This window comes from Streptomyces sp. NPDC059850 (genome assembly GCF_042731515.1).
Classification (GTDB): Bacteria; Actinomycetota; Actinomycetes; order Streptomycetales; family Streptomycetaceae; genus Streptomyces.
In genome coordinates, this window is the sequence record NZ_JBHWJI010000052.1 from 20731 (window position 1) to 45625 (window position 24895).

21 protein-coding genes are annotated in these 24895 nt (G+C 72.5%); 10 read left to right on the forward strand and 11 right to left on the reverse strand.

The features are described 5' to 3' along the window. Positions 1-67: 67 nt before the first annotated feature. On the reverse strand, positions 68-2932 hold the full coding sequence (locus ACFV9T_RS32605) for an FAD-binding and (Fe-S)-binding domain-containing protein (RefSeq protein ID WP_385446094.1): 2865 nt from the start codon (positions 2930-2932) through the stop codon (positions 68-70). Between the two features lie 201 nt (positions 2933-3133). Between ACFV9T_RS32605 and serC the strand changes: the two genes are divergently transcribed. After that, positions 3134-4252, forward strand: coding sequence for a phosphoserine transaminase (gene serC / locus ACFV9T_RS32610; protein ID WP_385446096.1), 1119 nt, complete (start codon positions 3134-3136; stop codon positions 4250-4252). Positions 4253-4306: 54 nt separating this feature from the next. Here the strand turns inward: serC and ACFV9T_RS32615 are convergent, their stop codons facing one another. Beyond that, positions 4307-5335: a hypothetical protein gene (locus tag ACFV9T_RS32615; RefSeq protein WP_385446097.1), complete on the reverse strand. Its 1029-nt coding sequence runs from the start codon at positions 5333-5335 to the stop codon at positions 4307-4309. A 309-nt stretch (positions 5336-5644) separates the two neighbouring features. Between ACFV9T_RS32615 and ACFV9T_RS32620 the strand changes: the two genes are divergently transcribed. After that, a complete protein-coding gene (locus ACFV9T_RS32620; protein WP_385446098.1) occupies positions 5645-6148 on the forward strand; it encodes a hypothetical protein in 504 nt (167 codons plus the stop codon). A gap of 134 nt (positions 6149-6282) precedes the next feature. Further along, a complete protein-coding gene (locus ACFV9T_RS32625; protein WP_385446099.1) occupies positions 6283-7284 on the forward strand; it encodes an aldo/keto reductase in 1002 nt (333 codons plus the stop codon). A gap of 215 nt (positions 7285-7499) precedes the next feature. Here ACFV9T_RS32625 and thpR read toward each other — a convergent pair whose 3' ends face one another. The 4 genes from thpR to ACFV9T_RS32645 form a co-directional block, all read right to left on the reverse strand. Beyond that, positions 7500-8072, reverse strand: coding sequence for an RNA 2',3'-cyclic phosphodiesterase (gene thpR / locus ACFV9T_RS32630; protein ID WP_385446100.1), 573 nt, complete (start codon positions 8070-8072; stop codon positions 7500-7502). A 5-nt stretch (positions 8073-8077) separates the two neighbouring features. Then, complete coding sequence (locus ACFV9T_RS32635) at positions 8078-9442, reverse strand: MFS transporter (protein WP_385446101.1); 1365 nt, start codon at positions 9440-9442, stop codon at positions 8078-8080. 33 nt (positions 9443-9475) lie between these two features. Further along, on the reverse strand, positions 9476-9940 hold the full coding sequence (locus ACFV9T_RS32640) for a MarR family winged helix-turn-helix transcriptional regulator (protein ID WP_385446102.1): 465 nt from the start codon (positions 9938-9940) through the stop codon (positions 9476-9478). A gap of 114 nt (positions 9941-10054) precedes the next feature. Next, on the reverse strand, positions 10055-11530 hold the full coding sequence (locus tag ACFV9T_RS32645) for an NCS2 family permease (protein ID WP_385446103.1): 1476 nt from the start codon (positions 11528-11530) through the stop codon (positions 10055-10057). Between the two features lie 175 nt (positions 11531-11705). On the opposite strand from ACFV9T_RS32645, the gene ACFV9T_RS32650 reads away from it, so the two are divergent. After that, complete coding sequence (locus ACFV9T_RS32650; RefSeq protein ID WP_385446104.1) at positions 11706-11963, forward strand: DUF2530 domain-containing protein; 258 nt, start codon at positions 11706-11708, stop codon at positions 11961-11963. 28 nt (positions 11964-11991) lie between these two features. Here ACFV9T_RS32650 and ACFV9T_RS32655 read toward each other — a convergent pair whose 3' ends face one another. Then, positions 11992-12750, reverse strand: a complete 759-nt coding sequence (locus tag ACFV9T_RS32655; RefSeq protein WP_385446105.1) for a calcium-binding protein — start codon at positions 12748-12750, stop codon at positions 11992-11994. 196 nt (positions 12751-12946) lie between these two features. Between ACFV9T_RS32655 and ACFV9T_RS32660 the strand changes: the two genes are divergently transcribed. Beyond that, positions 12947-13765, forward strand: a complete 819-nt coding sequence (locus tag ACFV9T_RS32660) for an SAM-dependent methyltransferase (protein ID WP_385446106.1) — start codon at positions 12947-12949, stop codon at positions 13763-13765. An 82-nt stretch (positions 13766-13847) separates the two neighbouring features. Here the strand turns inward: ACFV9T_RS32660 and ACFV9T_RS32665 are convergent, their stop codons facing one another. Together ACFV9T_RS32665 and ACFV9T_RS32670 are read right to left on the reverse strand one after the other, a co-directional pair. Continuing rightward, on the reverse strand, positions 13848-17132 hold the full coding sequence (locus ACFV9T_RS32665; protein ID WP_385446144.1) for a sacsin N-terminal ATP-binding-like domain-containing protein: 3285 nt from the start codon (positions 17130-17132) through the stop codon (positions 13848-13850). Positions 17133-18130: 998 nt separating this feature from the next. After that, entirely contained in the window at positions 18131-19048 is a 918-nt protein-coding gene (locus ACFV9T_RS32670; protein WP_385446107.1) for a DUF3027 domain-containing protein, read from the reverse strand. A 392-nt stretch (positions 19049-19440) separates the two neighbouring features. Here ACFV9T_RS32670 and ACFV9T_RS32675 point away from each other — a divergent pair, with 392 nt between their 5' ends. From ACFV9T_RS32675 to ACFV9T_RS32690, 4 genes are all read left to right on the forward strand, one after another. Further along, a complete protein-coding gene (locus ACFV9T_RS32675; RefSeq protein WP_385446108.1) occupies positions 19441-20958 on the forward strand; it encodes an MFS transporter in 1518 nt (505 codons plus the stop codon). A gap of 81 nt (positions 20959-21039) precedes the next feature. Then, positions 21040-21546: a hypothetical protein gene (locus ACFV9T_RS32680; protein ID WP_385446109.1), complete on the forward strand. Its 507-nt coding sequence runs from the start codon at positions 21040-21042 to the stop codon at positions 21544-21546. A gap of 38 nt (positions 21547-21584) precedes the next feature. After that, positions 21585-22373: a futalosine hydrolase gene (locus tag ACFV9T_RS32685; RefSeq protein ID WP_385446110.1), complete on the forward strand. Its 789-nt coding sequence runs from the start codon at positions 21585-21587 to the stop codon at positions 22371-22373. Continuing rightward, a complete protein-coding gene (locus ACFV9T_RS32690; protein WP_385446111.1) occupies positions 22370-23236 on the forward strand; it encodes a 1,4-dihydroxy-6-naphthoate synthase in 867 nt (288 codons plus the stop codon). Before ACFV9T_RS32685 ends, ACFV9T_RS32690 begins: the two co-directional genes overlap by 4 nt. A 92-nt stretch (positions 23237-23328) precedes the next feature. Here the strand turns inward: ACFV9T_RS32690 and ACFV9T_RS32695 are convergent, their stop codons facing one another. Then, positions 23329-23712 carry a cold-shock protein gene (locus ACFV9T_RS32695; protein WP_385446112.1) on the reverse strand — a complete coding sequence of 128 codons (384 nt, stop codon included), beginning with the start codon at positions 23710-23712 and terminating at the stop codon, positions 23329-23331. Positions 23713-23890: 178 nt separating this feature from the next. On the opposite strand from ACFV9T_RS32695, the gene ACFV9T_RS32700 reads away from it, so the two are divergent. Further along, the gene (locus ACFV9T_RS32700; RefSeq protein ID WP_385446113.1) at positions 23891-24163 is read left to right on the forward strand and encodes a hypothetical protein; all 273 of its coding nucleotides are present in this window, start codon (positions 23891-23893) and stop codon (positions 24161-24163) included. Positions 24164-24172: 9 nt separating this feature from the next. Here ACFV9T_RS32700 and ACFV9T_RS32705 read toward each other — a convergent pair whose 3' ends face one another. Next, positions 24173-24817, reverse strand: coding sequence for an HAD family hydrolase (locus ACFV9T_RS32705; RefSeq protein ID WP_385446114.1), 645 nt, complete (start codon positions 24815-24817; stop codon positions 24173-24175). Positions 24818-24895: the final 78 nt, after the last annotated feature.

A 24895-nucleotide genomic window follows, 5' to 3' on the forward strand; every position in this document is an offset into this window, starting at 1 on the left:
CCTACCGCGGGCCGTACGTCAGCTCATCGTTCACCCATACGAGCGTCGCGGCGCATGGCACAGCCGGTCAGGACAGCCGCTCCGCCAGGATTTCGGCGAGGTGGCGGGCCGGGCGGCCGCCGTCGAGCTGGTCGAGCTGGGTGCGGCAGGAGAAGCCGTCGGCCAGGACTTCGGCGTTCGGTTCGGCGTTGCGTACGGAGGGGAGCAGCTGGTCCTCCGCGCAGGCCACCGAGACGTCGTAATGGCCCGCCTCGAAGCCGAAGTTGCCCGCCAGGCCACAGCAGCCGCCGCTCAGTTCGCCGGTCAGGCCCGCGCGTTCGCGGAGGCGGCGGTCGGCGGCGTCGCCGAGGACGGCGTGCTGGTGGCAGTGGGTCTGGCCGACGACCGGGCGGTCGACCTTCGGGGGCTGCCAGTCGGGGGCGTGGTCTTCCAGCGCTCCGGCGAAGGTGGTGACCGAGTCGGCCAGGCGGGCGGCGCGCGGGTCGGTGGCGCCGAGGAGTTCGGGGAGGTCGGTGCGGAGGGCGGCCGTGCAGCTGGGTTCGAGGCCGACGATGGGCAGACCGGCGTCGAGGGCCGGGGCCATGACGTCCAGGGTGCGCCGCATGACCGCGCGGGCGCGGTCGAGTTGGCCGGTGGAGACCCAGGTCAGGCCGCAGCAGACCGGTTTGGGGGGTACGACGACCCGGAGGCCCGCCGCCTCCAGTACCGCGACGGCGGAGCGGCCGACCGACGGGGAGAGGTAGTTGGTGAAGGTGTCGGGCCAGAGGACGACGGTACGGGCCGGCTCCGGGGCGCGGGGCGCCGTGCGGGCGTGGCCGCGCCACCACCTCGTGAACGGCTCGCGGGCCAGCTCCGGGATGTCGCGCTCCGGGGCGATGCCGCCCATCCGCTTCGCCAGGGAGGAGAGGAAGGCGACGCCGGACGCGGCGTTGGCCACCGGGGCCGCCCGGAGGGAGGCGGCCGCCCGGAGCCATACCGGGAGCCAGCCCATCGAGTAGTGGCCCGCCGGGCGCACCCGGCCCTCGTAGTGGTGGTGCAGGAACTCGGCCTTGTACGTGGCCATGTCCACCCCGACCGGGCAGTCGCTGCGGCAGCCCTTGCAGGACAGGCACAGGTCGAGCGCGTCCCGGACCTCCTCCGAGCGCCAGCCGTCGCGGACCACCTCGCCCGCGAGCATTTCGTGGAGCAGGCGGGCGCGGCCGCGGGTGGAGTGCTGTTCCTCGCCGGTCGCGCGGTACGAGGGGCACATGACGGAGGCCCCGGACACCGACTCGTTGCGGCACTTGGCGACGCCGACGCAGCGCCGCACCGCGGCCGAGAAGTCGCCGCCGTCGTGCGGGTAGCCGAACTCGACGTCGACGGGGCGCCTCGGCAGGACGTCGAAGCGCAGGTCCTGGTCGAGGCGGCGGGGGCGGGCGAGGACGCCGGGGTTGAGGCCGTTCGCCGGGTCCCACAGGTCCTTGAAGCGGTGGAAGAGGCCGACCATCTCGTCCCCGTACATGCGGGGCAGCAGCTCGGCGCGGGCCAGGCCGTCGCCGTGTTCGCCGGAGAGCGAGCCGCCGTGGGTGACGACGAGGTCGGCGAGGTCGGTGGAGAAGTCGCGGAAGACCCGCACCCCGGCCTCGCGCATCAGGTCGAAGTCGATGCGGACGTGGATGCAGCCGTCACCGAAGTGCCCGTACGGCGTGCCGCGCAGCCCGTGCTGGCCGAGCAGGGCGCGGAAGTCGCGGAGGTACGCGCCGAGCCGGGCGGGCGGCACCGCGCAGTCCTCCCAGCCGGGCCAGGCCTCGCTGCCGTCCGGCATGCGGGTGGCAGTGCCGGAGGCGTCCTCGCGGACCCGCCACAGCGCGCGCTGCCCGGCCGGGTCGGCGACCACGGTGTGGTCGGTGGTGGCGTGCGCGGCGGCGCGCGCTATCTCCTCCGCGCGGGCGTACGCCTCCTCGCGCCCCGAACCGCCGACCTCCACGAACAGCCAGGCGCCGCCCTTGGGCAGCCCCGACGCGCCCGCGACCAGGTCGGCGGCCATGCCCTCGACGGTGAGCGGCCCGTACGGCAGCAGTGTGTGAGCGGCCTCGGCCGCGGCGGACTCGTCGGGGTAGCCGAGCACGGCCAGCGCCCGGGCGGCGGGCGCCTCGACGAGCCGTACGGTCGCCTCGGTGAGCACACCGAGCGTGCCCTCGCTGCCGGTGAGGGCGCGGGCGACGTCGGCGTTCTTCTCGGGCAGCAGCTCGTCCAGCGCGTAGCCGGAGATGCGGCGGGGCAGCTCGGGGAAGCCGGTGCGCAGCAGCGCCAGGTGCTCCCCGGCGAGGGAGCGCATGCCGTCGCGGAGCCGGGCGGGGAGCGCGTCGAGGCCCTGCGCGGCGCGGACGCGCTCGCCGCCGTACGTCACGACGTCCAGCGCGTGGACGTTGTCGGCGGTGGTGCCCCAGGCCACCGAGTGGGAGCCGCACGAGTTGTTGCCGATCATGCCGCCGAGGGTGCAGCGGCTGTGGGTCGACGGGTCGGGGCCGAAGGTCAGGCCGTGGGCGCCCGCGGCGGACCGCAGGTCGTCCAGGATGACGCCGGGCTGGACGACGGCGGTCCGCTGCTCCGGGTCCAGGGACCGAATGGCCCGCATGTGGCGGGTGAAGTCGAGGACGACCCCGAGTCCGGTCGCCTGCCCGGCGATGGACGTCCCGGCGCCGCGCGCCACCACCGGCACGCCGTGCTCCCGGCAGACGGCCAGCGCCGCCGCCACGTCGTCCGCGTCGCGCGGCGCGACGACACCGGTCGGCACGCGCCGGTAGTTCGACGCGTCCATGGTCATCAGGGCCCGGCTCGCCGCGTCGAAGGAGACGTCCCCGTGGACGGCCCGGCGCAGCGCCCGCTCCAGCTCGCCTGCCTGTGCCTCGTGTGCCTGTGCCTCGTCCGCCTGTGCCTCGTGCTCAGCCATACATCCCATGTTCCCCGGCGAGGTTCCCCAAGAGAACGTCCAATCTGTGTTTCCCGGACGTGATCACGGATCACTTTGCACGGACCCGATGACGGCCGCCGCGTCAACATGAGAGCGCTCACTGTCCCCATCCGTGGACGGTTCGTCTCAGCGAATGGACCCTCCGCTGAATGCCGGGTTCCGACGGATTAGGCTTCGGTCGTGGCTGAGATCCGGATTCCCGAAGACATCAAGCCCGCCGACGGTCGCTTCGGCGCGGGCCCCTCCAAGGTACGCACCGAGGCGCTCAGCGCCCTCGCCGCGACCGGCAGCTCGCTGCTGGGCACCTCCCACCGGCAGGCCCCGGTCAAGAACCTGGTCGGCCAGGTGCGCGACGGCGTGCGCGAACTGTTCCAGCTCCCCGAGGGCTACGAGGTCGTCCTCGGCAACGGCGGCTCCACCGCCTTCTGGGACGTGGCGACCCACGGCCTGATCGACAACAAGTCCCAGCACCTGTCCTTCGGCGAGTTCTCGTCGAAGTTCGCGAAGGCGGCCAAGCTCGCGCCGTGGCTGGCCGAGCCGACCGTGATCTCCTCCGACCCCGGCACCCACCCGGAGCCGCGGGCCGAGGCGGGTGCGGACGTCTACGCCCTGACCCACAACGAGACCTCGACCGGTGTCGCGATGCCCATCCAGCGGGTGGCCGGGGCCGACGAGGGGTCGCTGGTGCTGGTCGACGCGACGTCCGGCGCGGGCGGTCTGCCCGTCGACATCGCCGAGACGGACGTCTACTACTTCGCGCCGCAGAAGTCCTTCGCCTCGGACGGCGGGCTGTGGATCGGGATCTTCTCCCCGGCCGCGCTGGAGCGCGCCGCCCGGATCCACGGGTCCGGCCGCCACGTCCCGGAGTTCTTCTCGCTGCCGACCGCGATCGACAACTCGCTGAAGAACCAGACGTACAACACCCCGGCGCTCTCGACGCTCTTCCTCCTCAACGACCAGCTGGAGTGGATGAACGGGCAGGGCGGCCTGGACTGGGCCGTGCGGCGCACCGCCACCTCCTCGCGCACCCTGTACGGCTGGGCCGAGGAGTCCAAGCACGCCACCCCGTTCGTCACCGACCCGGCCAAGCGGTCGCAGGTCATCGGCACGATCGACTTCAGCGAGGAGATCGACGCCGCCGCGATCGCCAAGGTGCTGCGCGCCAACGGCATCGTGGACACCGACCCGTACCGGAAGCTGGGCCGCAACCAGCTGCGGGTGGCGATGTTCCCGGCCGTCGACCCGGCCGACGTCGAGGCGCTGACCGCCTGCGTGGACTACGTCATCGAGCACCTGTGAGGCGTACGTAGCCGAAGAGGGCCCGGGCGTTCGCCTCGGGCCCTTTCCCTACGCCTACTTCGGGCGGCGGCGGACCAGCCGCTTCAGCCCCAGGAACAGCGCCATCGCGGCGCCGAAGGTGAGCGCCCCCTTCAGCAGGGTGCTGTTCTTCTCGTCCTCGGAGCCCTGGTCCTTGCCGTCGGGGCGCGAGGAGTACTCCCCGTCCTTCTTCTGCTTCTTCGCCGTCGCGTCCGGCAGCAGCTCCCCGCCCAGGTCCACCGCGGTGACCTTGCTGCCCGGGCCCTCCGTGCCGTACATGAGCGTGCCGCCGTCCGGGGTGAAGGTCACCGACTCGCCCTGGCGCTGGATCGGCAGCCCCGGCTCGTCCTTCAGCTCCTTCAGCTCCTGCGGCTTGCCGTTCGTCCAGCGGTACTCGGAGGCCGCGAAGTAGCCGCGCAGCACCAGGCGGCTGCCGTCCGGGGCGAACGCGCCGTCGGTGACCTCCATGTCGAGGTCGGCGACCCGGCGGAAGACATTGGTGCCCTGCGGGGAGAGCGTGGCGGGCGCCTCGTACAGCCCGGGGTCCTCGTCGCTCTTGCTGGCGATGTAGACCCGCCCGGTCTTCGGGTGGACCATCATCGCCTCGGCGTTCCGCGCCCCGCCCTCGTATTTCACGGTGAACTGGGTGGCGGTGACCGTGGTGTCCTTCAGGACCTTGGGCTCGGGGAAGCGGTAGATCCATACGTGCGGCCAGGTGCCGCCGAGGTTGTCGCCGATGTCGCCGACGTACACATTGCCGTCGGGGCCTATCGAGATCGCCTCCACGTCCCGGGGGCGGCCTATGCCGCGCAGTTCGACCCGGGCGACCGTCTTCCCGGTCTTGCTGTCGACGGCGTAGACGAACGCCCCGTCCGAGCTGTCGTTGTGCGTCCAGTAGACGCCGGGATGGGCCCGGCTCGCGGCGAGCCCGCTGGACTCGGTGATGCGGGGGTCCTCGATGGTGAACGAGGACGGGGACGAGTCGTCGGCCGCCGCGGGAGCGGGAAGGGCGACGGGCAGAGCCGCCAGCACGGCGGCACCGAGGACGTACGGAAACGGACGCATGGGCCCAAGCCTGCCATCCCGGCGGGGCGCCGACAGCGCGTTACGGCCGCCCGGGGCGCGTTGCCACGGTCCGGCACGCCCCCTCGTGAATTACGGACGGATCACGTACGTAAATAATTCGTGGCGGTCGGAGCGCGTAAATAACCCGCGGATTATTTGAATCCATCCCGGGATTACGTGCGACAGAAATTTATCGGGCATTGACGGCAAAGCGGGCGGCGCCATTGCTTTCAAGAATGGCCACCTCTAACGTCTCTACCCATGAGCGAATACAGCCATTCCTCTTCTGCGCAAACCGCGCCACCGCCGATGCATTCCGCCGGAAACCCGGGCGGAGGCGCGGCGGCCGCACCGCCGAAGAAGTTCGCGGTGCTGGGGGCAGTCGGTGCGGTCATCGCACTGGCGGGCTCCTGCGTCAACTGGGTCGTGTCCACCTCCGACAGCGCCGACGGAGGCGTCAAGGGCATCGACGGCGACGGTGTGATCACGCTGATCATCGCCGCTGTCGGGGCGGTGCTGATGCTCGCCGCCATGGCCACCAAGAAGGGGGTCGTCTATCTGATCGGCGCGGCCACCGGGCTTGCCACGGCGATCATCCTCGCCATCAACATGGCATCTCCCGAGCGGCTGCTCGCCCAGAAGCTCCAGGATGACGAAGGGGTTTCCGCGAGCGTCGCCGAAAAGGCGGCCGAGCAGGCGGCCAAGCTGTACGACCTCACGCCCGGACCCGGAATCTACATCGCCCTGATCGGTGCGCTGATGATTCTCGTCTTCGGCATCCTCGGATTCCTGAAGACCCGCTCCGGACGGTAATTCAATCCACATTCCGGAGATTCCGGTAGCCCGCTTTTTGACCGCGACGGGGGGCCAAAAAGCGGGCCTCCGGTTTTTCCGGAACCCGGAAGGGCACTTGATTAGAGCGCACTCCAAGGGATTGGCTGGGTCTCATGGAGTACACGCAGCTCGGACGTACTGGTCTCAAGGTCAGCCGACTGGTCCTCGGCACCATGAACTTCGGCCCGCAGACCGATGAGGCGGACAGCCACGCGATCATGGATGCCGCGCTCGACGCGGGCATCAACTTCTTCGACACCGCCAATGTGTACGGCTGGGGCGAGAACAAGGGCCGCACCGAGGAGATCGTCGGCAGCTGGTTCGGCAAGGGCGGCGGACGGCGCGAGAAGACCGTCATCGCCACCAAGGTGTACGGCAACATGGCCGCCGACGGCGAGGGGCCCTGGCCCAACACCGACAAGCTCTCGGCGCTCAACATCCGCCGGGCCGTGGACGCCAGCCTCAAGCGGCTGGGCACCGATCACATCGACCTCTACCAGTTCCACCACGTCGACCGCGCGACGCCGTGGGACGAGATCTGGCAGGCCATCGACGTCCTCGTCCAGCAGGGCAAGATCCTCTACGCCGGGTCCTCCAACCACGCGGGCTGGCACATCGCCCAGGCCAACGAGACGGCCCGGCGCCGCACTTCGTACGGCCTGGTCAGCGAGCAGTGCCTGTACAACCTGGCCGAGCGGCGCGCCGAGATGGAGGTCATCCCGGCCGCCCGGGAGTACGGCCTCGGCGTCATCCCCTGGTCCCCGCTGCACGGCGGGCTGCTCGGCGGCGCGATCCGCAAGGAGCAGGCGGGCGGCGCCGGTGCCCGCACCTCGGGCGGACGGGCCGCCGACGCGCTGAAGAACCCGGCGGTGCGCGAGCAGATCCAGGCCTACGAGGACCTGCTCGACAAGCACGGCCTGGAGCCCGGCGAGGTGGCCCTGGCCTGGCTGCTGAGCCGGCCCGGGGTCACCGGGCCCATCGTGGGTCCGCGCACGGCCGAGCAGCTGGCCTCGGCGGTACGGGCGTCCGAGCTGACGCTGAGCGACGAGGTGCTGGCCGGGCTGGACGAGATCTTCCCGGGCCCGGGGCCGTCGCCCGAGGCGTTCGCCTGGTAGTCCCACCGCGCCCTGGTAGTCCTGCCAGGCACCGGCAGGCAGTACGCAGGGGGTGTGACCGTGTGCGGTCACACCCCCTGACGGTTCGGGCCGCCCCTGCGGCTCATCCTCCGAAGGCGGCCGCGACGGCCACCACGACGAGGATCATCACCAGGGCACCACTCATGATCATGTTTCGGGTCTTCGGATTCACACTCCGAGGTTAGCCGGACCGCTCAGCCGCCCAGCGGCCAGGCCGCCACCACCTCGTACCGGGGCTGCGCCCCGGGCACCCCGGGGGTCGGCGGATGGCTGCGCACGAGGCTCAGCTCCCCCACCGTCCAGCCGCGGCCCTCGAAGCCGGTGAGGCCCTCGGCGAAGGGCGCGAGGCGGGTGGCGGAGGCGCCGGAGCGGTTGCGCGCAATGGTGAGATGCGGGTGGTACGGGCGGTCCCGGTTCGTGGCGATCCCGGACCGCCGGGCCCCCGCGGCGACGGAGTCGGCGAGCCGCCGCAGCGCGGTGTGATCGCCCGCCACCCCCGCCCAGAGGGCCCGGTCGGCGAACCGGCCGCCGCCCGCCAGCCGCACCTCGTGGGGGTGATGGCGGTGGGCGGCGCGGGCCAGCCGGGTGTCCAGCTCGGGGCGGACGTCGTCGGTGACCTCGCCGAAGAAGGCGAGGGTCAGATGCCAGCCGGGGCGCTCGGTCCAGCGGAGGGTGTCGGCACCGGGCAGCCGGTGCAGTGCGTCGACGTACGTCCCCAGCTCGGCCAGGGCCGGTTCGGGCGGCAGCACGGCGGCGAAGAGTCTCATCGGTGTCACGCCGCCGGAGCCAGCTGTTCCTCCTGCACCCTGGGCACGAAGCTCAGATGCGGATGCCCCCGGCGCAGGTCCACCTTGAGCCGCAGACCGCCCGCGCGGGCCAGGGCGAGGCCCACCACGACCGCCGCGATGGCGGAGATCAGGCCGCCGACGGCGAAGCCGACCCGGGCGCCCCAGGTGTCGGTGACCCAGCCGATCAGCGGGCCGCCGATGGGGGTGCCGCCCACGAAGACCATCATGAACAGGCTCATCACCCGGCCGCGCATCTCGGGGTCGGTGGCGAGCTGGACGCTGGAGTTGGCCGTGACGTTGAAGGTCAGGCTGAAGATCCCGACCGGCACCATCAGCGCGGCGAAGAGCCAGAAGAACGGGGTCACCGCAGCGGCCATCTCCAGCACGCCGAACAGCAGCGCGGCGCCGACCAGCAGCCTGCGCCGGGTGGTGACGCGGCGCGCGGCGAGCAGGGCGCCGGTGACAGAACCGGCCGCGATCAGGGTGTTGAGCAGGCCGTACGTACCGGGCCCGGCGTGGAAGACATCGTCGGCGAAGGCGCTGAGCCAGATCGGGAAGTTGAAGCCGAACGTGCCGATGAAGCCGACGAGGACGATCGGCCACAGCAGATCGGGGCGGCTGCCGACGTATGCCAGACCCTCGCGCAGCTGGCCCTTGCCGCGCGGCGCGCGCTTGACCGGGTGCATTTCACCGGTGCGCATCAGCAGCAGGCCGATGAGCGGGGCACCGAAGGAGAGGCCGTTGATGAGGAAGGCCCAGCCGCTGCCGACGGCGGTGATCAGGACACCGGCGACGGCGGGGCCGATCAGCCGGGCGGACTGGAAGTTCGCGGAGTTGAGGCTGACCGCGTTGCGCAGGTCGCGGGGGCCGACCATCTCGTTGACGAAGACCTGGCGGGTCGGGTTGTCGACGACGGTGACCAGGCCGAGCAGGAACGCGATCAGGTAGACGTGCCACACCTGGACGTGGCCGCTCAGGGTGAGGGCGGCGAGCGCCAGACCGCACAGGCCCAGCGCGGCCTGCGTGAAGAGCAGCAGCTTCCGCCGGGGGTACCGGTCGGCGATCACGCCGCCGTACAGCCCGAAGAGCAGCATCGGCAGGAACTGCAGCGCGGTGGTGATGCCGACCGCGGTGGAGGAGCCGGTGAGGCTCAGAACCAGCCAGTCCTGGGCGATCCGCGACATCCAGGTGCCGGTGTTGGAGATCACGGCACCGGTCGCGAAGAGCCGGTAGTTGCGGACCCTGAGTGAACGGAACATTCCGCCCTTGGCGGGGCCCGCCGTGGTTCCGGCGGAAGGTGAGTCGGTGTTCGGTGCGGGTGCGGAGTCTGCTCCGGGTCCCGTACTCAAGTTTCGTTCGCCTCCTGGCTGCTCGACCTGCTCTTACATATGCGCGAGCTTCTCCAGGACGGGCGCGGCGGCGCGCAGCGTCTCCCACTCGTCCTCGGACAGCTGCCCGACCATGTCGCTCAGCCAGGCATTGCGCTTGCGCCGGCTCTCTTCGAGCATGACCTCGGCCCGCTCGGTCGGCGACACGACCTTCTGCCGCCGGTCCTCCCGGTGCGGCTCCAGCCTGACCAGTCCCTTGGCCTCCAGCAGCGCCACGATGCGCGTCATCGACGGCGGCTGGACATGCTCTTTCCGCGCCAGCTCGCCGGGGGTGGCGGAGCCGCACCCGGCGAGGGTGCCCAGCACCGACATCTCCGTGGGGCTCAGCGACTCGTCGACGCGCTGATGCTTCAGCCGTCGTGACAGACGCATCACGGCCGACCGCAGAGCGCTCACCGCGGCCGCGTCATCGAGGGGCGCTTCCGTCGCGGACGACGGAAGGCGGGACGGATCCGGCATGGTCTTTAGCATAACTCATTACCTCGTCTAATGAAAACCCCGATACGGGTGTCCTGGGCCACTCACCCATGCGAGTGATGGGTGAACGGCGGGACACACCCGGATCACACCGGATCACACCACGCCGAGCGCCTGCTCGATCGGGTGCAGCAGGAAGTAGACCAGGAAGCAGAACCCCACGGCGGCCAGCAGCCACGGGATGTCCCGGACCCGCCGGGTCGCGACGCGCAGCAGCAGGTACGACAGCACGCCGAGGCCGATGCCGTTGGTGATGCTGTACGTGAACGGCATCGAGATCATGGTCAGGAAGGCCGGGACCGCGATCGTGGAGTCGCTCCAGTCGATCTCCTTGACGTTCGCCGCCATGATCATGAAGCCGACGACCACCAGCGCGGGGGTCGCGGCCTGCGAGGGGACGACCTTGGCGAGCGGGGTGAAGACCAGTGCGAGCAGGAAGAGCCCGCCCGTCACCACGTTGGCGAGACCGGTGCGCGCACCCTCCCCGACGCCCGCCGTGGACTCCACGAAGCAGGTGTTGGCGGAGGCCGAGCCGAAGCCGCCGCCCGCGACCGCGACGCCGTCCACCATCAGGATCCGGCCCATGCCGGGCAGCTGGCCGCGCTCGTCCGTGAGCCCGGCCTCCTCGCCGACGCCGATGATCGTCCCCATCGCGTCGAAGAAGCCGGACAGCAGGACGGTGAAGACGAAGAGGCAGCCGGTCAGGACGCCGACCTTCTCGAATCCGCCGAACAGGCTGACCTGGCCGACGAGCCCGAAGTCCGGGGTCGACACCAGCGTGTCCGGGACATTGGGCACGGTCAGGCCCCAGCTGGCGTCCGGGGTCTTGGTGACGGCGTTGATCGCGATCGCGGCCAGCGTCATGACCACGATGCCGATGAGGATCGCGCCCCGGGTCTTGCGGACGACCAGCACGAACGTGAGCGCCAGACCGGCCACGAAGATCAGCACCGGCCAGCCCTGCAGCTTGCCCTCGATGCCGAGGCCCAGCGGAACGGTGGTGTGCGCCGCGTCCGGGTTACGGGTGACGAAGCCGGAGTCGACCAGTCCGATCAGGGCGATGAACAGGCCGATACCGATCGCGATCGCGCGCCGCAGCCCGCCGGGGATCGCGTCCATCACGCGCTGCCGCAGGCCGGAGGCGACCAGGATCATCAGCACCACACCGGCGAGGACGACCATGCCCATCGCGTCCGGCCAGCTCATCTTGGGGGCGAGCTGGAGCGAGACGACCGCGTTGATGCCGAGGCCCGCGGCGAGGGCGATCGGGACGTTGCCGATGACGCCCATGAGCAGCGTGGACAGGCCCGCCATCAGGGCGGTCGCGGTGACCAGCTGGCCGTTGTCCAGATGGTGCCCGTACATGTCCTGACCCGATCCGAGGATGATCGGGTTCAGCACGATGATGTACGCCATCGCAAAGAAGGTGGCCAGGCCACCGCGGATCTCCCGGGACGGGGAGGAGCCGCGCTCGCTGATCTTGAAGTACCTGTCGAAGAAGGCAAGGCGGTTCATGGGAGGTGTCGGTGCCTGCTGTGCGGCATCGACCGGCTCGCTGGCCGAGGGAGACATGGAGGGACCCCAGAGGTGGTGAACTTCGGGACGCGGGCCTCTTGGAGGATCGCACAGGACATTCCACCCAGACCCAGAACGGTTCAGTATGAATATATGAATCGCGGAACGCCAAACCGCGCACCCGCCCCCGTCGGCCCGAAGGCCCCGAACAGCGCCCCCGTAAGCTGGCCACATGACGAAGTGGACACCCCGGCACGAAGCGCCTGCACCCCTGGAGGGCAATGTCGTCGCCACCATCATCGGCGGCACCATCGTGTGGTTCGTCCTCTTCCTCGTCCAGCTCCCGTTCTACGGCTGGTACGCCGACCACGGCCATCTGTGGTGGCTGTGGACCTGCCTGGCCGGGGCCGGACTCGGACTGATCGGCATCTGGTACGTACGGGCGCGGGACGCGGCGATCCGGCGCACCTCGGAGAACGGCGCCGACTGACCCGCGCCCCGCGCGCTCGTCGCGTGTGTTACTTCACATCCACGTAGTCGCCACCCGCCTTCACCGGCGGGGTGGTGCTGGTGCCCGCGAAGTTCCAGCGGAACCAGCCGTCCTGGGCCGCCTTGACGGTCGTCTTGAGCGCACCGCCGCTGCCGGACTTCACCGTCTTCACGGCGGTGTACGTGGAGCTGTTCGCCTTCCGGAACTCAAGCTTCACCTGCTGGACGGTGTAGCCGCCGTACTTTCCGGTCTCCCAGTTGGCGCGGGTCAGGGCGCCGGTGACCGTGATGGTCTTCCCCTTCTTGACCGGCTCCGGCGCGGCGTTGACGGTCAGCTTCGCGGCGCGCTGCACCGCGAAGGACCCGGCCTTGTCGGAGGTCACGTAGTCGCCGTCCTTGGCGTCGACCCACACGGCGGCGTACCACCGGCCCGCCACGCTGTTGTCGATGAAGTCGACCTGCGGGTCCAGGATGAAGGTCGCCTTGCAGGTCGAGGTGGTCGGGTCACCGGCCACGGCGGCGCACTTCACGGCGCCGGTCGGGGTCGCGTACCCGTACGACGGGCCCTCCAGGTACAGGTCGGCGCCCTGGATGCCCGAGTCATCCTTGGCCGTCACCGAGACGGTGAAGGTCTTGGCGCCCGTGGTGCCGAGGACGGCGTTGCCCACCGACACCTTGGTGATCGTCGTGTCGCCGGAACCGGCCGCCTGTGCCGCCGGCGCGGCGAGCCCCCCGAGAGCGGCCGCGGTCGCGGTGGCGAGCACGGCGAAGGTCATGCGATTGCGCATCTGTATCCCCCACAAGATGAAGCGGCTCCGCCGCGTTGACCTGCGTCGAGATGGACACCGACGCGAACTTGGAGCCGAGTGTGGCGCAACTGTACGATTTTCACCTGGTGTTCACAACATCATCGGAGCTCCACAGAGGCTTGAAGTTGAGGGAACGTCAGCTACGCCGCCCAACCGCTCAGTAACATTGCGCGGTATGACCGGTCACCGTTTTCGCTCCGCCGAAATCGACACCAGCAAGCCGCACTCGGCCCGCATGTACGACTACTTCCTGGGCGGCAAGACCCACTACGCCGCCGATACCGAGGCCGCCCGGCAGGTCGAGGCCGTCTGGCCCGCCGTCAAGCCGTGGACCCGTGCCAACCGGTCGTTCATGCACCGGGCGACGCACTGGCTGGCCGCCGAGGCGGGCATCCGGCAGTTCCTCGACGTCGGCACCGGCATCCCCACCGAGCCCAACCTCCACCAGATAGCCCAGCAGGCGGCCCCGGACGCGCGGATCCTCTACGCGGACAACGACCCCATCGTGCTGGCCTACGCCCAGGCCCTGCTGCTCTCCTCCGCCGAGGGCCGCACCGCGTACATGCACGCCGACATCACCGACCCGTCCGGCATCCTGGCCGCCGAAGAGCTGCACGACACGCTCGACATGAGCCAGCCGGTCGCGCTGTCGCTCAACGCGGTGCTGCACTTCATCGCGAACGAGCAGAAGCCGTACGACATCGTGCGGCAGCTGGCCGAGGCGCTGGCCCCCGGCAGCTATCTGGTCCTCTCGCACGGCTCGCTCGACCCCCGGGGCGGGGTCTCCGACGCGGTCACCCGGCTCTACCGGGCCAGCGGCATCCACGTCCAGGGGCGCACCTACGAGGAGATCCTGCCGTTCTTCGACGGCCTGGAGCTGGTCGAACCCGGCGTGGTGATGCCGCACCGCTGGCGCCCGGAGAACGAGCGGTCCAGGGCCTCGGCAGAGGCCCTGGACCTGTGGATCTACGCGGGCGTGGCACGCAAGCCGTAAGGCTCGTCGTAGCTCTAGCTCTAGTCGAACCAGCGGGCCCGGGCCAGCCAGCTCCTCGATACGAGCCTGGTAGCCCTAAGAGTCAGTCGAACCAGCGGGCCCGGGCCAGCTCCTCCGTACGGCTCAGGTCCTCCAGCAGCGCGGCCACCTCGAAGCGGCGGGACCAGTGGCCCGCCGCCCAGGACAGGCCCGCCGCCACGCCCTCCACCGTCGAGGCGTGCAGGACGGCATCGGGTCCGCTCACATACCGCCAGTCCAGTTCGGTGCCGCCCTCGATCAGCAGCTCCTCGTGCTCGACGTACGACAGCGGCGCGTCCGGCAGCAGTTCGCGGACCGCCGCCGGGACCTCGTACGTCTCGCCCTGCGAGGTCACCCGGGCCGGGTACGCCTCGCTCAGCCGCCGCACCTGGAACAGCTCCGCCAGGTCCGCCGCCCGCGCCGGGCGCACCGGCAGCAGGGCGCGGCCCTCCGCCTCGGCCAGCGGCATCAGGTCCGGCGCGTCGGCGACCAGCACCCCGTCCGCGTCGACCACCCGTGGCTCGCCGTCCACCACGGCGCGCAGCTCGTCCGGCAGCGTGACCTGCTCGGGGTCGAGGTCGGCCAGGTAGCCGTAGAGCGCGTGCAGCTGGGCCGGGGTCACCGGGCGGTCCGGGTCGGCCAGCCGCGCCAGCAGTTCGGCCGCGCCGCCCGGTTCGTCCAGCAGCGCCGCCACGGACGTCCGTACGCCGAGCGCCCGCAGCACCTGCTCGTCCTCAAACCCGGCCGCGTCCACCGGCTCGTACAGCCCCGCCAGCAGCGGGTCGCCCCCGGCGGCGCGCAGCCCGGCGGGGCGGCGGCCGTCCAGCACCGGGTGGCCGCGCAGCCACCACGCGGTGTACGAGCGCACCGACTCCGTCGTGCCGTCCGGCAGCAGCACCCGCACCCGCTGGGTCAGGGCGTCGCGCAGCGGCGGCTGGGCGAGCATGGCCAGGGCGCGCGGCCAGGCGTCGTCGTCCACCAGGTCCAGGTCGCGCACGGCGACGATCTCGGTGGCCACCGGCGGAACCGGGGTCTCCGGCAGCCGGTCCAGCGCGTCCTCGCACCACACGTCCACGGCCTCCAGCACGCCGACGTCGTCCGGCTCGGCGAAGTCGCCCTCGCGCGGCTCCAGTTCGTCCGGGTCCAGCACCACATCGGTGGCCCGGACCAGGGTGAAACCGGCCAGCACGCCGACCGCGGACAGCGGCTGCTCGCCCCAGCGCTCGGCGAGGTCCGCGTCGCACGCGGCCAGCTCGCCCTCCCGCATCACCTGCTCGAAGGCGCCGCCGGGGAGGACCAGTTCACCGGCGGGCGCCAGCTCCCCGTCCTCGTCCGGCAGGGCGAGCGCGGCCAGCCACGGCTCGTCGCCGGGCGCCAGCCGGGCCTGCTGGACGAGGCCGAGGACGGTGTCGGCCAGGGTGTCCGGGTCCAGCGCGGCGCCGGGCGCCCCGCCCTCCTCCGCGAACGGGTCGTACTCGTCCTCCGCCTCCAGCGAATGCGCGACGGCGGCCCGCACCTGCGGGGTCCGCAGCACGGCGCGCGGGGTGGCGGGGGTCGCGCCCAGCTTCTCCAGCAGCGGATGCGCGGCCTCCGGATGCGCGACCTTGAGGCCGAGGCGGGCCAGCGTGCGGTGGGTCTCGCCCGCCGAGCCGTCGCCCGCGCCTTCGGTCTCGCTGTCGACGTCTCCGGGCAGCGGAAGCAGCACCTGCCGGGGCCCGATCGTCGTCCGGCCGTCCGCCAGCGGCACCGGCAGCCCGCTCAGCCGGTCCGGGTCGGTCCCGGCCAGCGCGTCGTACAGCCGCCGCCACCAGACCGGGGCGCGCTCGACGCCCGCCAGCCGGTCGATCACCTCGCCCAGCGGCACCCGGGCCACGTCCAGCGCCCGCAGCTCCTGGCGCCGCTCAAGCCCGGCGGGCAGGAGCGTCGGGAACAGCTCGGCCAGCACCTCCACGGTCTCCGCGCCCGCGCCCTCCACGATCTCCGCGTCGCGCGGGCGCAGCGCGTACGGCTCGCCCTCGAAGGTGCCGCGCGCGAGGATCGCGTCGTCCCAGCCGAAGCCCGCGTCCGCCTCGGCCGCCGGGGACTCCGGTTCCAGGGTGTCCGGCGCGGCCGCGCTCGGCAGGAACGGCACCCTCGGCAGCCGCTCCAGCACCCGCGCCCGCAGCTCCCCGTCCAGCTCGCCCTTGCCCAGCGGGCCCGGGACCAGGCCGATCGTGCCCGTCCCCACCGGATGCCAGTCGCGCAGCAGCGTCGCGTACGCCTCGGCCGCGCGCTCCACCAGGAACGCGGTGAGCGGACCGGGCGCGGTGTGACGGCGGGTGGGCTCCAGCGGGAACGAGGCGATCAGCAGCGCGGGCAGCCCCAGCGGCTCGTCGGTCGGCGTCGGCGCGTGCACGACCGGGGCGGTCGCGGGCCGCACCGGCGCGCCCTCGGCGTCCACCGGCACCGCCCAGGTCACCGACCACACCGGGCGCAGCCGCTCCTCCACCGGGCGGTCGGCGAGCAGTTCCGGGTCGAGCTGCCCGCTGGCGCGCTCGGTGCGCCAGCGCGTAGTACGCCGCTCCGTGCCGTTCTGATCCTCAATGACCGCGTACGGGCCCTCCTCGCCGCGCCGCAGCGTCCGTACGCCCTCGACCGTCTCGACCACGACCTCCGCCAGCCCCGGCAGGGTCAGCAGCAGCGCGTCGTCGACCGCCGCCAGCAGCCGTTCCGCCACGTCCAGCGCGGCGCCGTCGCGCAGCGGCAGCACCACGACCGTGTCGTACCCCTCCGGCGCGGAGCCCTCGGCGGGCAGCGGCAGCCGCAGCAGCGGTACGTGACCATCGCGGCGGCGCAGCTCATCGGCGAGGCCGGGGCTGCGCAGCGCCGCCTTGTGGGCCAGCTCGCGGGCCTCCGCCAGCGACCAGCGCACCCCGCCGGAACGGCCCACCACCGCGGGCTCGTCGCTCACCGCGAGCACCGCCGCGAACCCGACGCCGAACCGGCCCACGGCCCGCCCGGGGTCCTCGTCCCGCTTGGCCGACGCGCGCAGCGTGGACAGCGACTCGGCCCCGGCGGCGTCCAGCGGGGCCCCGGTGTTGGCGGCGACCAGCACGGCCGGTTCCCCGTCGGTCGCCGGACGCAGCGTCAGCCGCAGCCGCCCGGGCACGCCGAGCCGGGCGGCGGCGTCGGCCGCGTTCTGCGCCAGCTCCACGACCAGCCGGTCCCGGTGCCCGCCGAGCGCCAGGTCCTCCTCGGCGTTGGCGTCCTCCCGGAACCGGGCGGGCGACGCGGCCCAGGCGTCCAGCACGCCGCGCCGCAGCCGCGCGGTCCCGAAGGGATCCGCGTCCTCGGTCGCGCCCCGCACCATCGCCGTGCTGCTCACGTATCGCCTCCGGGTCCTGTGGGTGCCGCCACATTCCACATTGCTAGACCGCGAACGTACCCCCATCCACCCCCCGCACGCGTCCCGCCCTCCCCGGGAGGGCGGGCACACGCGCGACGGCCGCGCCCCCGGGCTCGGCCGGGCGCCACTCTCCGGACACGCGCCGAGTGCTGGTCCACGACCCCGCGCGGCGGGCGCTGGCGGGTACGCCGTGGGGCAGACGCCACCGGGACGGCCGAGCCCCCGGCCCAGCGGACGCGAGCAGCCCGGCAGTTGCGGCCCCCGGGCACGCGCCGGGGCAGGCGGCAAGCCGGTGGTCGGCCGGGTCGGCCGGGGGCTCAGCGCGGTGGACGCGGACGGCGCTACGTCCGCTGCCCCGCGCCCGGGGCGGGCGCGGGCGCCGGGCGTCACGGGGCCGGTGGGCGGCCGGGTCGGCCGGGTCGGCCGGGGGCTCAGCGCGGCGGGACGGCGGTTGGGCCCCGGCCCCACGGCAAGCGCGCGCCCCGGGCGCGGGGCGCGCGCGCCTTGCGGACACGCTGGGGCGGTTCGCGGCGGCGCGCCGGTAACCGGGCATGGCCGGGTCGGCCGAGGGCTCAGCACGGTGGACGCGGACGGCGCTACGTCCGCTGCCCCGCACCCGGGGCGGGCGCGGGCGCCGGGCGTCACGGGGCCGGTGGGCAGCCGGGTCGGCCGGGTCGGCCGGGTCGGCCGGGGGCTCAGCGCGGCGGGACGCCAACGGGACGGCGGGCGTGGGCGCCACTATGCCCGTTGCCCCGCGCCCGCAGCGGGCCGATGGGCACCGCGGTACGGGCTACGCGACCGGCTCGCCGGGGGCCGGGGAGCCGGGGAGCCGGGGCCGACCAGGAACTCCGGGAGTCAGGCGGCCGAGAGAGGCCGAGGCGGCCCCGGGCCGGGAAACCGGGCGCCCGGGAGACGCGGGAGGCGAGGTGCCCGGGCGGCCCGGAGGGCGCCGGGTCCGGGGCTCAGGAGTGGCCCAGTTCCTCCGCCGGGGCGTCCGGTTCCACCGAGCCGCCTGTGCGGTCCGGGTGGAGGGGCATGGGCTCGACCAGGGTCTCGTCGATCACCGGCTCGGCCGGGCGCGGGGGCTTGGGCATGACGGCCGCCTCGGAGTGGGCGCCGCAGCCGTAGGCCAGGGAGACCACCCGGCCGTCCGCCGGGCTGAACTCGTTGGCGCACACGCCGAACGCCTGCCGCAGCGAGCCCGCGAGCGGCATCAGGAAGCCGCAGGTCACGCACGTGCCGGGGGCTGCCTGCGCCATCGGGGCCTTGGCGCCGTACGCCTCGTCCCAGCGGTCGGCGGCGACGTGCAGGCCGTAGCGGGAGAGCACCCGGGCGCGGCGCATGCCCAGCTCCTCGGCGAGGGCCGCGATGGTGCCGGTGACGGGCGCGGCCGGTTCGGCGGACGGCGGACCGGCCGTCACGTCGGCCTCCTCCACCGCCGCGAGCTGCTGCATCTCCTCGGAGACGGCGGAGTTGGGCGGCGGGGTGTCCTCGCCCGTGTAGCCGGGCTCCAGGCGCAGATCCTCGGCCTCGGTGGGGAGCAGATCGCCGGGGCCCATGTCGCCGGGGCGGAGCCGCTCGCTCCACGGCACCCACTCCGGGGCGAGCAGCGCGTCGGAGCCGGGCAGCAGCACCGTCTCGGCCAGGGTGACGATCTTCGCGCGGGAGGCGCGGGTGACGGTGACCGCCCAGCGCCAGCCGCGATAGCCGGGTTCGGCGCTCTCGAAGAAATGCGTGACGACGCGGTCGCCCTCGGCGACCGCCTCCACGTACGCGCCGACCGTTCCGGGGTGGGCCGCTTCCGCCGCCGCCTCGCGGGCGAGTTCGACCGCCTCGGCGCACAGGCGGTCGGGGGTACGGCTCCGCATCGCAGCACTCACAGGATCGATTCTCTCTTCCACGCCGTCTCAGCCGTCGTTTGACGAGTGCGCCAGCCGTACGGCCGGACGGCGGGACTGCGGACGGAGCGGACCGTAGGACCGCGTCGACGTCCACACCCGATCCGGCCTCGGGCGCACCTTGTACGTCCCATTCTGCGGGACAGCGACTCGGCGCATGGCCAGGAACGACCGTGGGTGGCGCGTAAAGCACGCTACCTTGTCCGGCCGCGCCGCCCCCACCCCCGTCTCATGTCCGGCGTTCGTGGAAACACCCGCCTGAAGGTCGTTTTCGCTGGCCAGAAGGGGGATGCGCGGGTGAGAGAAGAGGACGCCTTGGCCGGAAAGCCGTCGTAGGTCTCACGTTGCGGGCAGCTTGGCGGCACCATGGTCGGGTGGCAGGAACGCGGTTCCACGATGGCGGTCCGATCAGACGATCGGGCCGCCTGCTCGGCCGCGCGCTCCACTTGCCGTTCACCGCGACCGGCCGCGGCATCCGGCGGGCGACGCACGCGCACGGCGCGGGCGAGTCCGGGCTCGGCAAGCTGATCGAGCTGCACGCGGTCAACTCGGCCGGTGACATGATGATCACGGTCGCCCTCGCCTCGACGGTCTTCTTCTCCGTCCCGACGGACGAGGCACGCGGCCGGGTCGCCCTCTACCTGGCGATCACCCTCGCCCCGTTCGCCGTCCTCGCGCCCGTGGTCGGCCCGCTGCTGGACCGCGTCCCGCACGGCCGCCGCGCGGCGATGGCGGGCTCGATGCTGACCCGCGCGCTGCTGGCGCTGACCATGGCGGGCGCGGTGGCGGACGGCGACCTGGAACTGTATCCGGCGGCGCTGGGCGTGCTGGTGGCGTCCAAGGCGTACGGGGTCGTCAGATCGGCCGTCGTACCGCGACTGCTGCCACCCCGCTTCTCGCTGGTCAAGGCGAACTCCCGGGTGACCCTGGCCGGGCTGCTGGCGACCGGCGTGGCGGCCCCGGTGGGCGCCGGGCTGCATCAGCTGGGGCCGGGCTGGCCGCTGTACGGGGCGTTCGTGGTCTTCATGGGCGGGGCGTTCCTGTCGTTCACGCTGCCGCACAAGGTGGATTCGTCGAAGGGCGAGGCCAAGGCGCGGCTGACCTCGGGCGAGCACCACCACTTCGGACACCGAGGGGGCGGGCACCGGGCGGGCGGGCACCGGGCGGCGCGGCCGAAACCGGTGCCCGGCGTGGTGACGGTCGCCGCCCCGAACCCGAACCCGAATCCAGGTGAGGACAGGGGGCGGTTCAGCCGGTGGTTCAGCGGGGCGTTCGGCGGGCGCGGCGCCCGGAAGCCGGGGCTCCGGACCGTCGGCCCGTCCGTCCTGCACGCCCTCCAGGCCTGCGCCTCGCTCAAGGCGCTGTCCGGATTCCTCACCCTCTTCCTCGCCTTCCTGCTCCGCGAGCATCCGGTGGGCGGGCTGTCCCCCGAGTTCTCGCTCGGCCTGGTCGTCGTCGCGGCGGGCGGCGGCAACGCGCTGGGCACGGTGATCGGCGCCTGGCTGCGGGAGCGCGGCCCCGAGCGGATCATCGCGGTGGTGCTGACCTCGGCCCTCCTCGTGATCATCTTCTCGGCCGTGCTGTACGGCGTGGTGACGGTCACCGCGGTGGCCGCCACCGCGGGCGTCTCGATGGCGCTGGGCAAGCTGTCGCTGGACGCGCTGATCCAGCGGGACGTCCCCGAGGAGGTCCGTACGTCGGCGTTCTCCCGCTCCGAGACCACCCTGCAGATGGCGTGGGTGGCCGGGGGCGCGGTGGGCATCTCGCTGCCGCTGAGCGGGGTGGTGGGCATGGCGGCGGCCGCGACGATGATCGCCCTGGGCGTCGCTCTGAGCGTCCGGGGACTGCTGTCCGCCGCCCGGCACACCACCGCGCACCCCCGGGTGGCATGACGCCCCGGGGCGGGGTGGGCCTACGCCGCCGATCCGCCACCCCGGCGCCGCGCGGCCGGGCGGGCCCGATAACCTGCCCGCATGACCGCTGCGCTGTTTTCCAGGGGCAAGGGCCGCCGGGCCACCACCGCCGCCTGCGCCGTTGCCCTCGGGCTCATCGCCCTCTCCGCCTGCGACAAGCCGACGCCGCTGGCGACGGTGACGGTCGGTTCCAGCACCGTGACGGCGGAGGCCAGCAAGGGCTGCTTCGGCGACGGCGAGAACCTCTCTCAGGCCACGTTCAAGAAGTGCCTGACCGCCAAGCCCGCCCACACCGTCAAGGTGGGCGCCGGGGACAAGGTGCGGCTCGGGGTGGACCCGGAGATCGCCGAATCCAGCTGGGGTCTGATCGCCAACAGCCCGGTCATGGCCGAGGCGAGCAAGGAGACGTACCGCAGCTTCGACAGCGACCAGCTCTTCGCGCAGCAGAACCCGCAGACCGGGCAGACCACCATGTCGAAGAGCGTGACCATCACGGTCGCCCAGCTCGGCGGCGGCAGCCAGAGCGTGAAGGGCATCTGGCGCTTCAAGCTCGAACGGGACAGCTGAGGTCTCCGCGGCATCGGCACGACAGCCGGGAGGCGCTGATGCGCGTACTGATCGTCACCGCCGTCCCCGCCGAACGGGACGCCGTGGTGCGCGGATGCGGTGCGGCGGACCAGGCGGCTGAAGCGGCCGAAGCGGCTGAAGCACCCGTGCCCGGCGGGGTGCTGCACCGGCTGCGGGCGGGCGGCCCCGGCGGGCCGCCGCTCACCGTCGACGTGCTGGCCGCCGGGGTCGGCCCGGCCGCCTCGGCGGCGGGGACCGCCACCGCGCTGACCGTCGCGGCCGTCCAGGGGACGCCGTACGACCTCGCCGTATCGGCCGGTATCGGCGGCGGCTTCGCGCCCCACGCCCCGCTGGGCTCGGTCGTGGTCGCCGACGCCATCGTCGCCGCCGACCTGGGGGCCGAGACCCCCGACGGCTTCGCCGCCGTCACCGACCTGGGCTTCGGGGCCGTCGAACACCGGCCACCGCCCGCGCTCGTCGCCGCCGTCGCCACAGCGACCGGGGCCGGGGCCGGAGCCGTACGCGGCACCGTGCTCACCGTCTCGACCGTGACCGGCACCGCCGAGCGCGCCGCCGCGCTGCTGCGGCGCCATCCGCTCGCCGCCGCCGAGGCGATGGAGGGCTTCGGGGTGGCCGAGGCGGCCGCCGCCCAGTCCGTCCCCGTACTGGAGGTACGGGCCGTCTCCAACGCGGTCGGCCCGCGCGACCGGGCGGCCTGGCGCATCGGCGACGCGCTCGACGCCCTGGCGGAGACGTTCACGCGTGCCGTACCCGCGCTCGCCACCGCCCTCCGCACCCCGTCGCACGTGGAAGGAACCCAGCAGTGACCCCCCAGTCGGCAGCACAACCGCTCTCGATCGCCTACTCGCCCTGCCCGAACGACACGTTCGTCTTCGACGCCTGGGCCCACGGCCGCGTCCCGGGCGCGCCCTCGCCGGACGTCACGTTCGCCGACATCGACATCACCAACGGGATGGCCGAGCGCGGCGAGTCCGACCTGCTGAAGGTGTCGTACGCGGTGCTCCCCTGGGTGCTGGACGAGTACGCGCTGCTGCCGTGCGGCGGCGCGCTCGGGCGCGGCTGCGGTCCGCTGGTGCTCACCCGGGAACCGGGTGCGGCGAAGGACCTCGCGGGGAAGACGGTCGCCGTGCCGAGCGAGCGCTCGACCGCGTATCTGCTCTTCCGGCTGTGGGCCGCCGCCGAGGTGCCGGGCGGGGTCGGGGAGATCCGGGTGCTGCCGTTCCACGAGATCATGCCCGCGGTACGGGACGGTCTGGTCGACGCCGGACTCGTCATCCACGAAGCCCGGTTCACCTATCAGAACTACGGTCTGCACCGCCTCGCCGACATGGGCGAGCACTGGGAGCTGACCACCGGGCTGCCCATCCCGCTCGGCGCGATCATCGCCAAGCGCTCGCTGGGCGCGGAGCGGCTGCGGGAGCTGGCCGAGACGATCCGTACCTCGGTCCGGATGGCCTGGGACGACCCGGAGGCGTCGCGTCCGTATGTCCTGGAGCACGCCCAGGAGATGGACCCGGCCGTCGCGGACCAGCACATCGGGCTGTACGTGAACGAGTTCACCGCGGACCTCGGCGAGGACGGCTACGCGGCGGTGCGCGGACTGCTCACCCGCGCGGCGGCCGAGGGACTCGTACCGCCCCTCGGCCCGGACGCGCTGGAATTCGCGTAATTCCGTTCGCCGCTACGCTCGCCGCCGCGTTCGCTTCTACGTTCGTTTTTACGTCGCTCAGCGGATGCGGTGACGCTTACGGCTCATACGCCTCATACGTCGAGCTGGTCCGCCACCGCCCGCAGCATCCCCGCGATCTTGTGGCCGTGTGTCTTGTCGGGATAACGGCCGCGCTCCAGTTGCTGCGTCACGTTCTCCAGCAGCGTGGTCAAATCCTGGACGATCGACGCCAGCTCATCCGGCTTGCGCCGCTGGGCGGCCGCGACGGACGGTGTCGGATCGAGAAGCGTTACCGAAAGCGCCTGGTCACCGCGGTTTCCCGCGACAACACCGAATTCAACGCGCTGCCCCGGCTTCAGCGCTTCCACGCCTTCCGGAAGCACCGACGAGTGCACGAAGACGTCGCCGCCGTCATCGCGGGAGAGAAAGCCAAAGCCCTTCTCACTGTTGAACCACTTGACCTTGCCGGTAGGCACGTCTGTCCTCGTCCTCGTCGCTCGTCGGAAAACACGGAAAACAGCTCTGGATAGCACTACAGCGGGTCGTAAGACCCGCCACCACCAAGGCTAATGGTCCCGAGCCTGGTGACAAGACGTACCCGGGTGGTTCCGGGTAGTTGGTATGCGCGCTCTGGCACCGATCTACCCTGGTGCGGTGAGCAACGAAACCCCGCGCCCCGGAACCACCGACAATGCCCCCGGCGACCGGCTCGTCCGCATCGGCGTGATCGTCTTCGCCATCGGCGCGATCGCCACCCTCGCGACCGTCGCGCCCCTGTTCCTGGGCGCCGATCCGCTGCCGTCGGTGGCGTACTTCGTCTGCATGCTGATGGGCGTCGGCTTCGCCCTCGCGGCGGCCGGGATGCTGAAGTCGATCGCGGCGCAGCGGCGGGAGTCCGCACGGGTCAACCGCGCGGCCCAGCAGTAGTCAGAGGTACTACTTCGCGGTGTGGCCCGCCAGCCACGCCGGGAACGCGGTCAGGTCGTCGAGCACGACGTCCGCCCCCGCCGCGCGCAGTTCCGCCGCGGCGCACGGCCCCGTGGCGACCGCCACCGACAGCGCCTCCGCCGTCCGCGCGCCCCGTACGTCACCGGTGTGGTCCCCGACGTACACCGACGCCCCGTACTCGCGCAGCGCCTCCGCCTTGGCCTCCGCCCACAGCCAGCCGACGACCGCGTCCGCCTCGATGCCCAGGTGGGTCAGGTGCAGCTTGGCGTTCGGCTCGTGCTTCGCCGTGACGACGATGGCGCGCCCGCCCGCCTCCTGCACCGCCGCTATCGCCTCGCGGGCGCCGCGCATGGCGAGGGTCGGGGCGATCGCGAAGTCCGGGTAGAGCGACCGGTACAGCTCGCCCATCTCCTCGATCCGCTCGTCCGGGAACCAGTGCGCCAGCTCCTGTTCCAGCGGCGGGCCGAGCCGGGTGATCGTGAGGTCGGCGTCGATGTAGGTCCCGGTCCGGGCGGACAGTTCCTCGTAGGCGGCCTTGATGCCGGGGCGCGAGTCGATGAGCGTCATGTCGAGGTCGAAGCCGACGGTCAGGGCGGTCGGGGCGGGAGTGCTCGATACAGCCATGCCCGTCATTGTGCCTGCCCCTTGCATACACTAAGCGTCGCCTTACCTGCGCCGATCTCACGCGTGAGAACCGAACGAACGAACTAG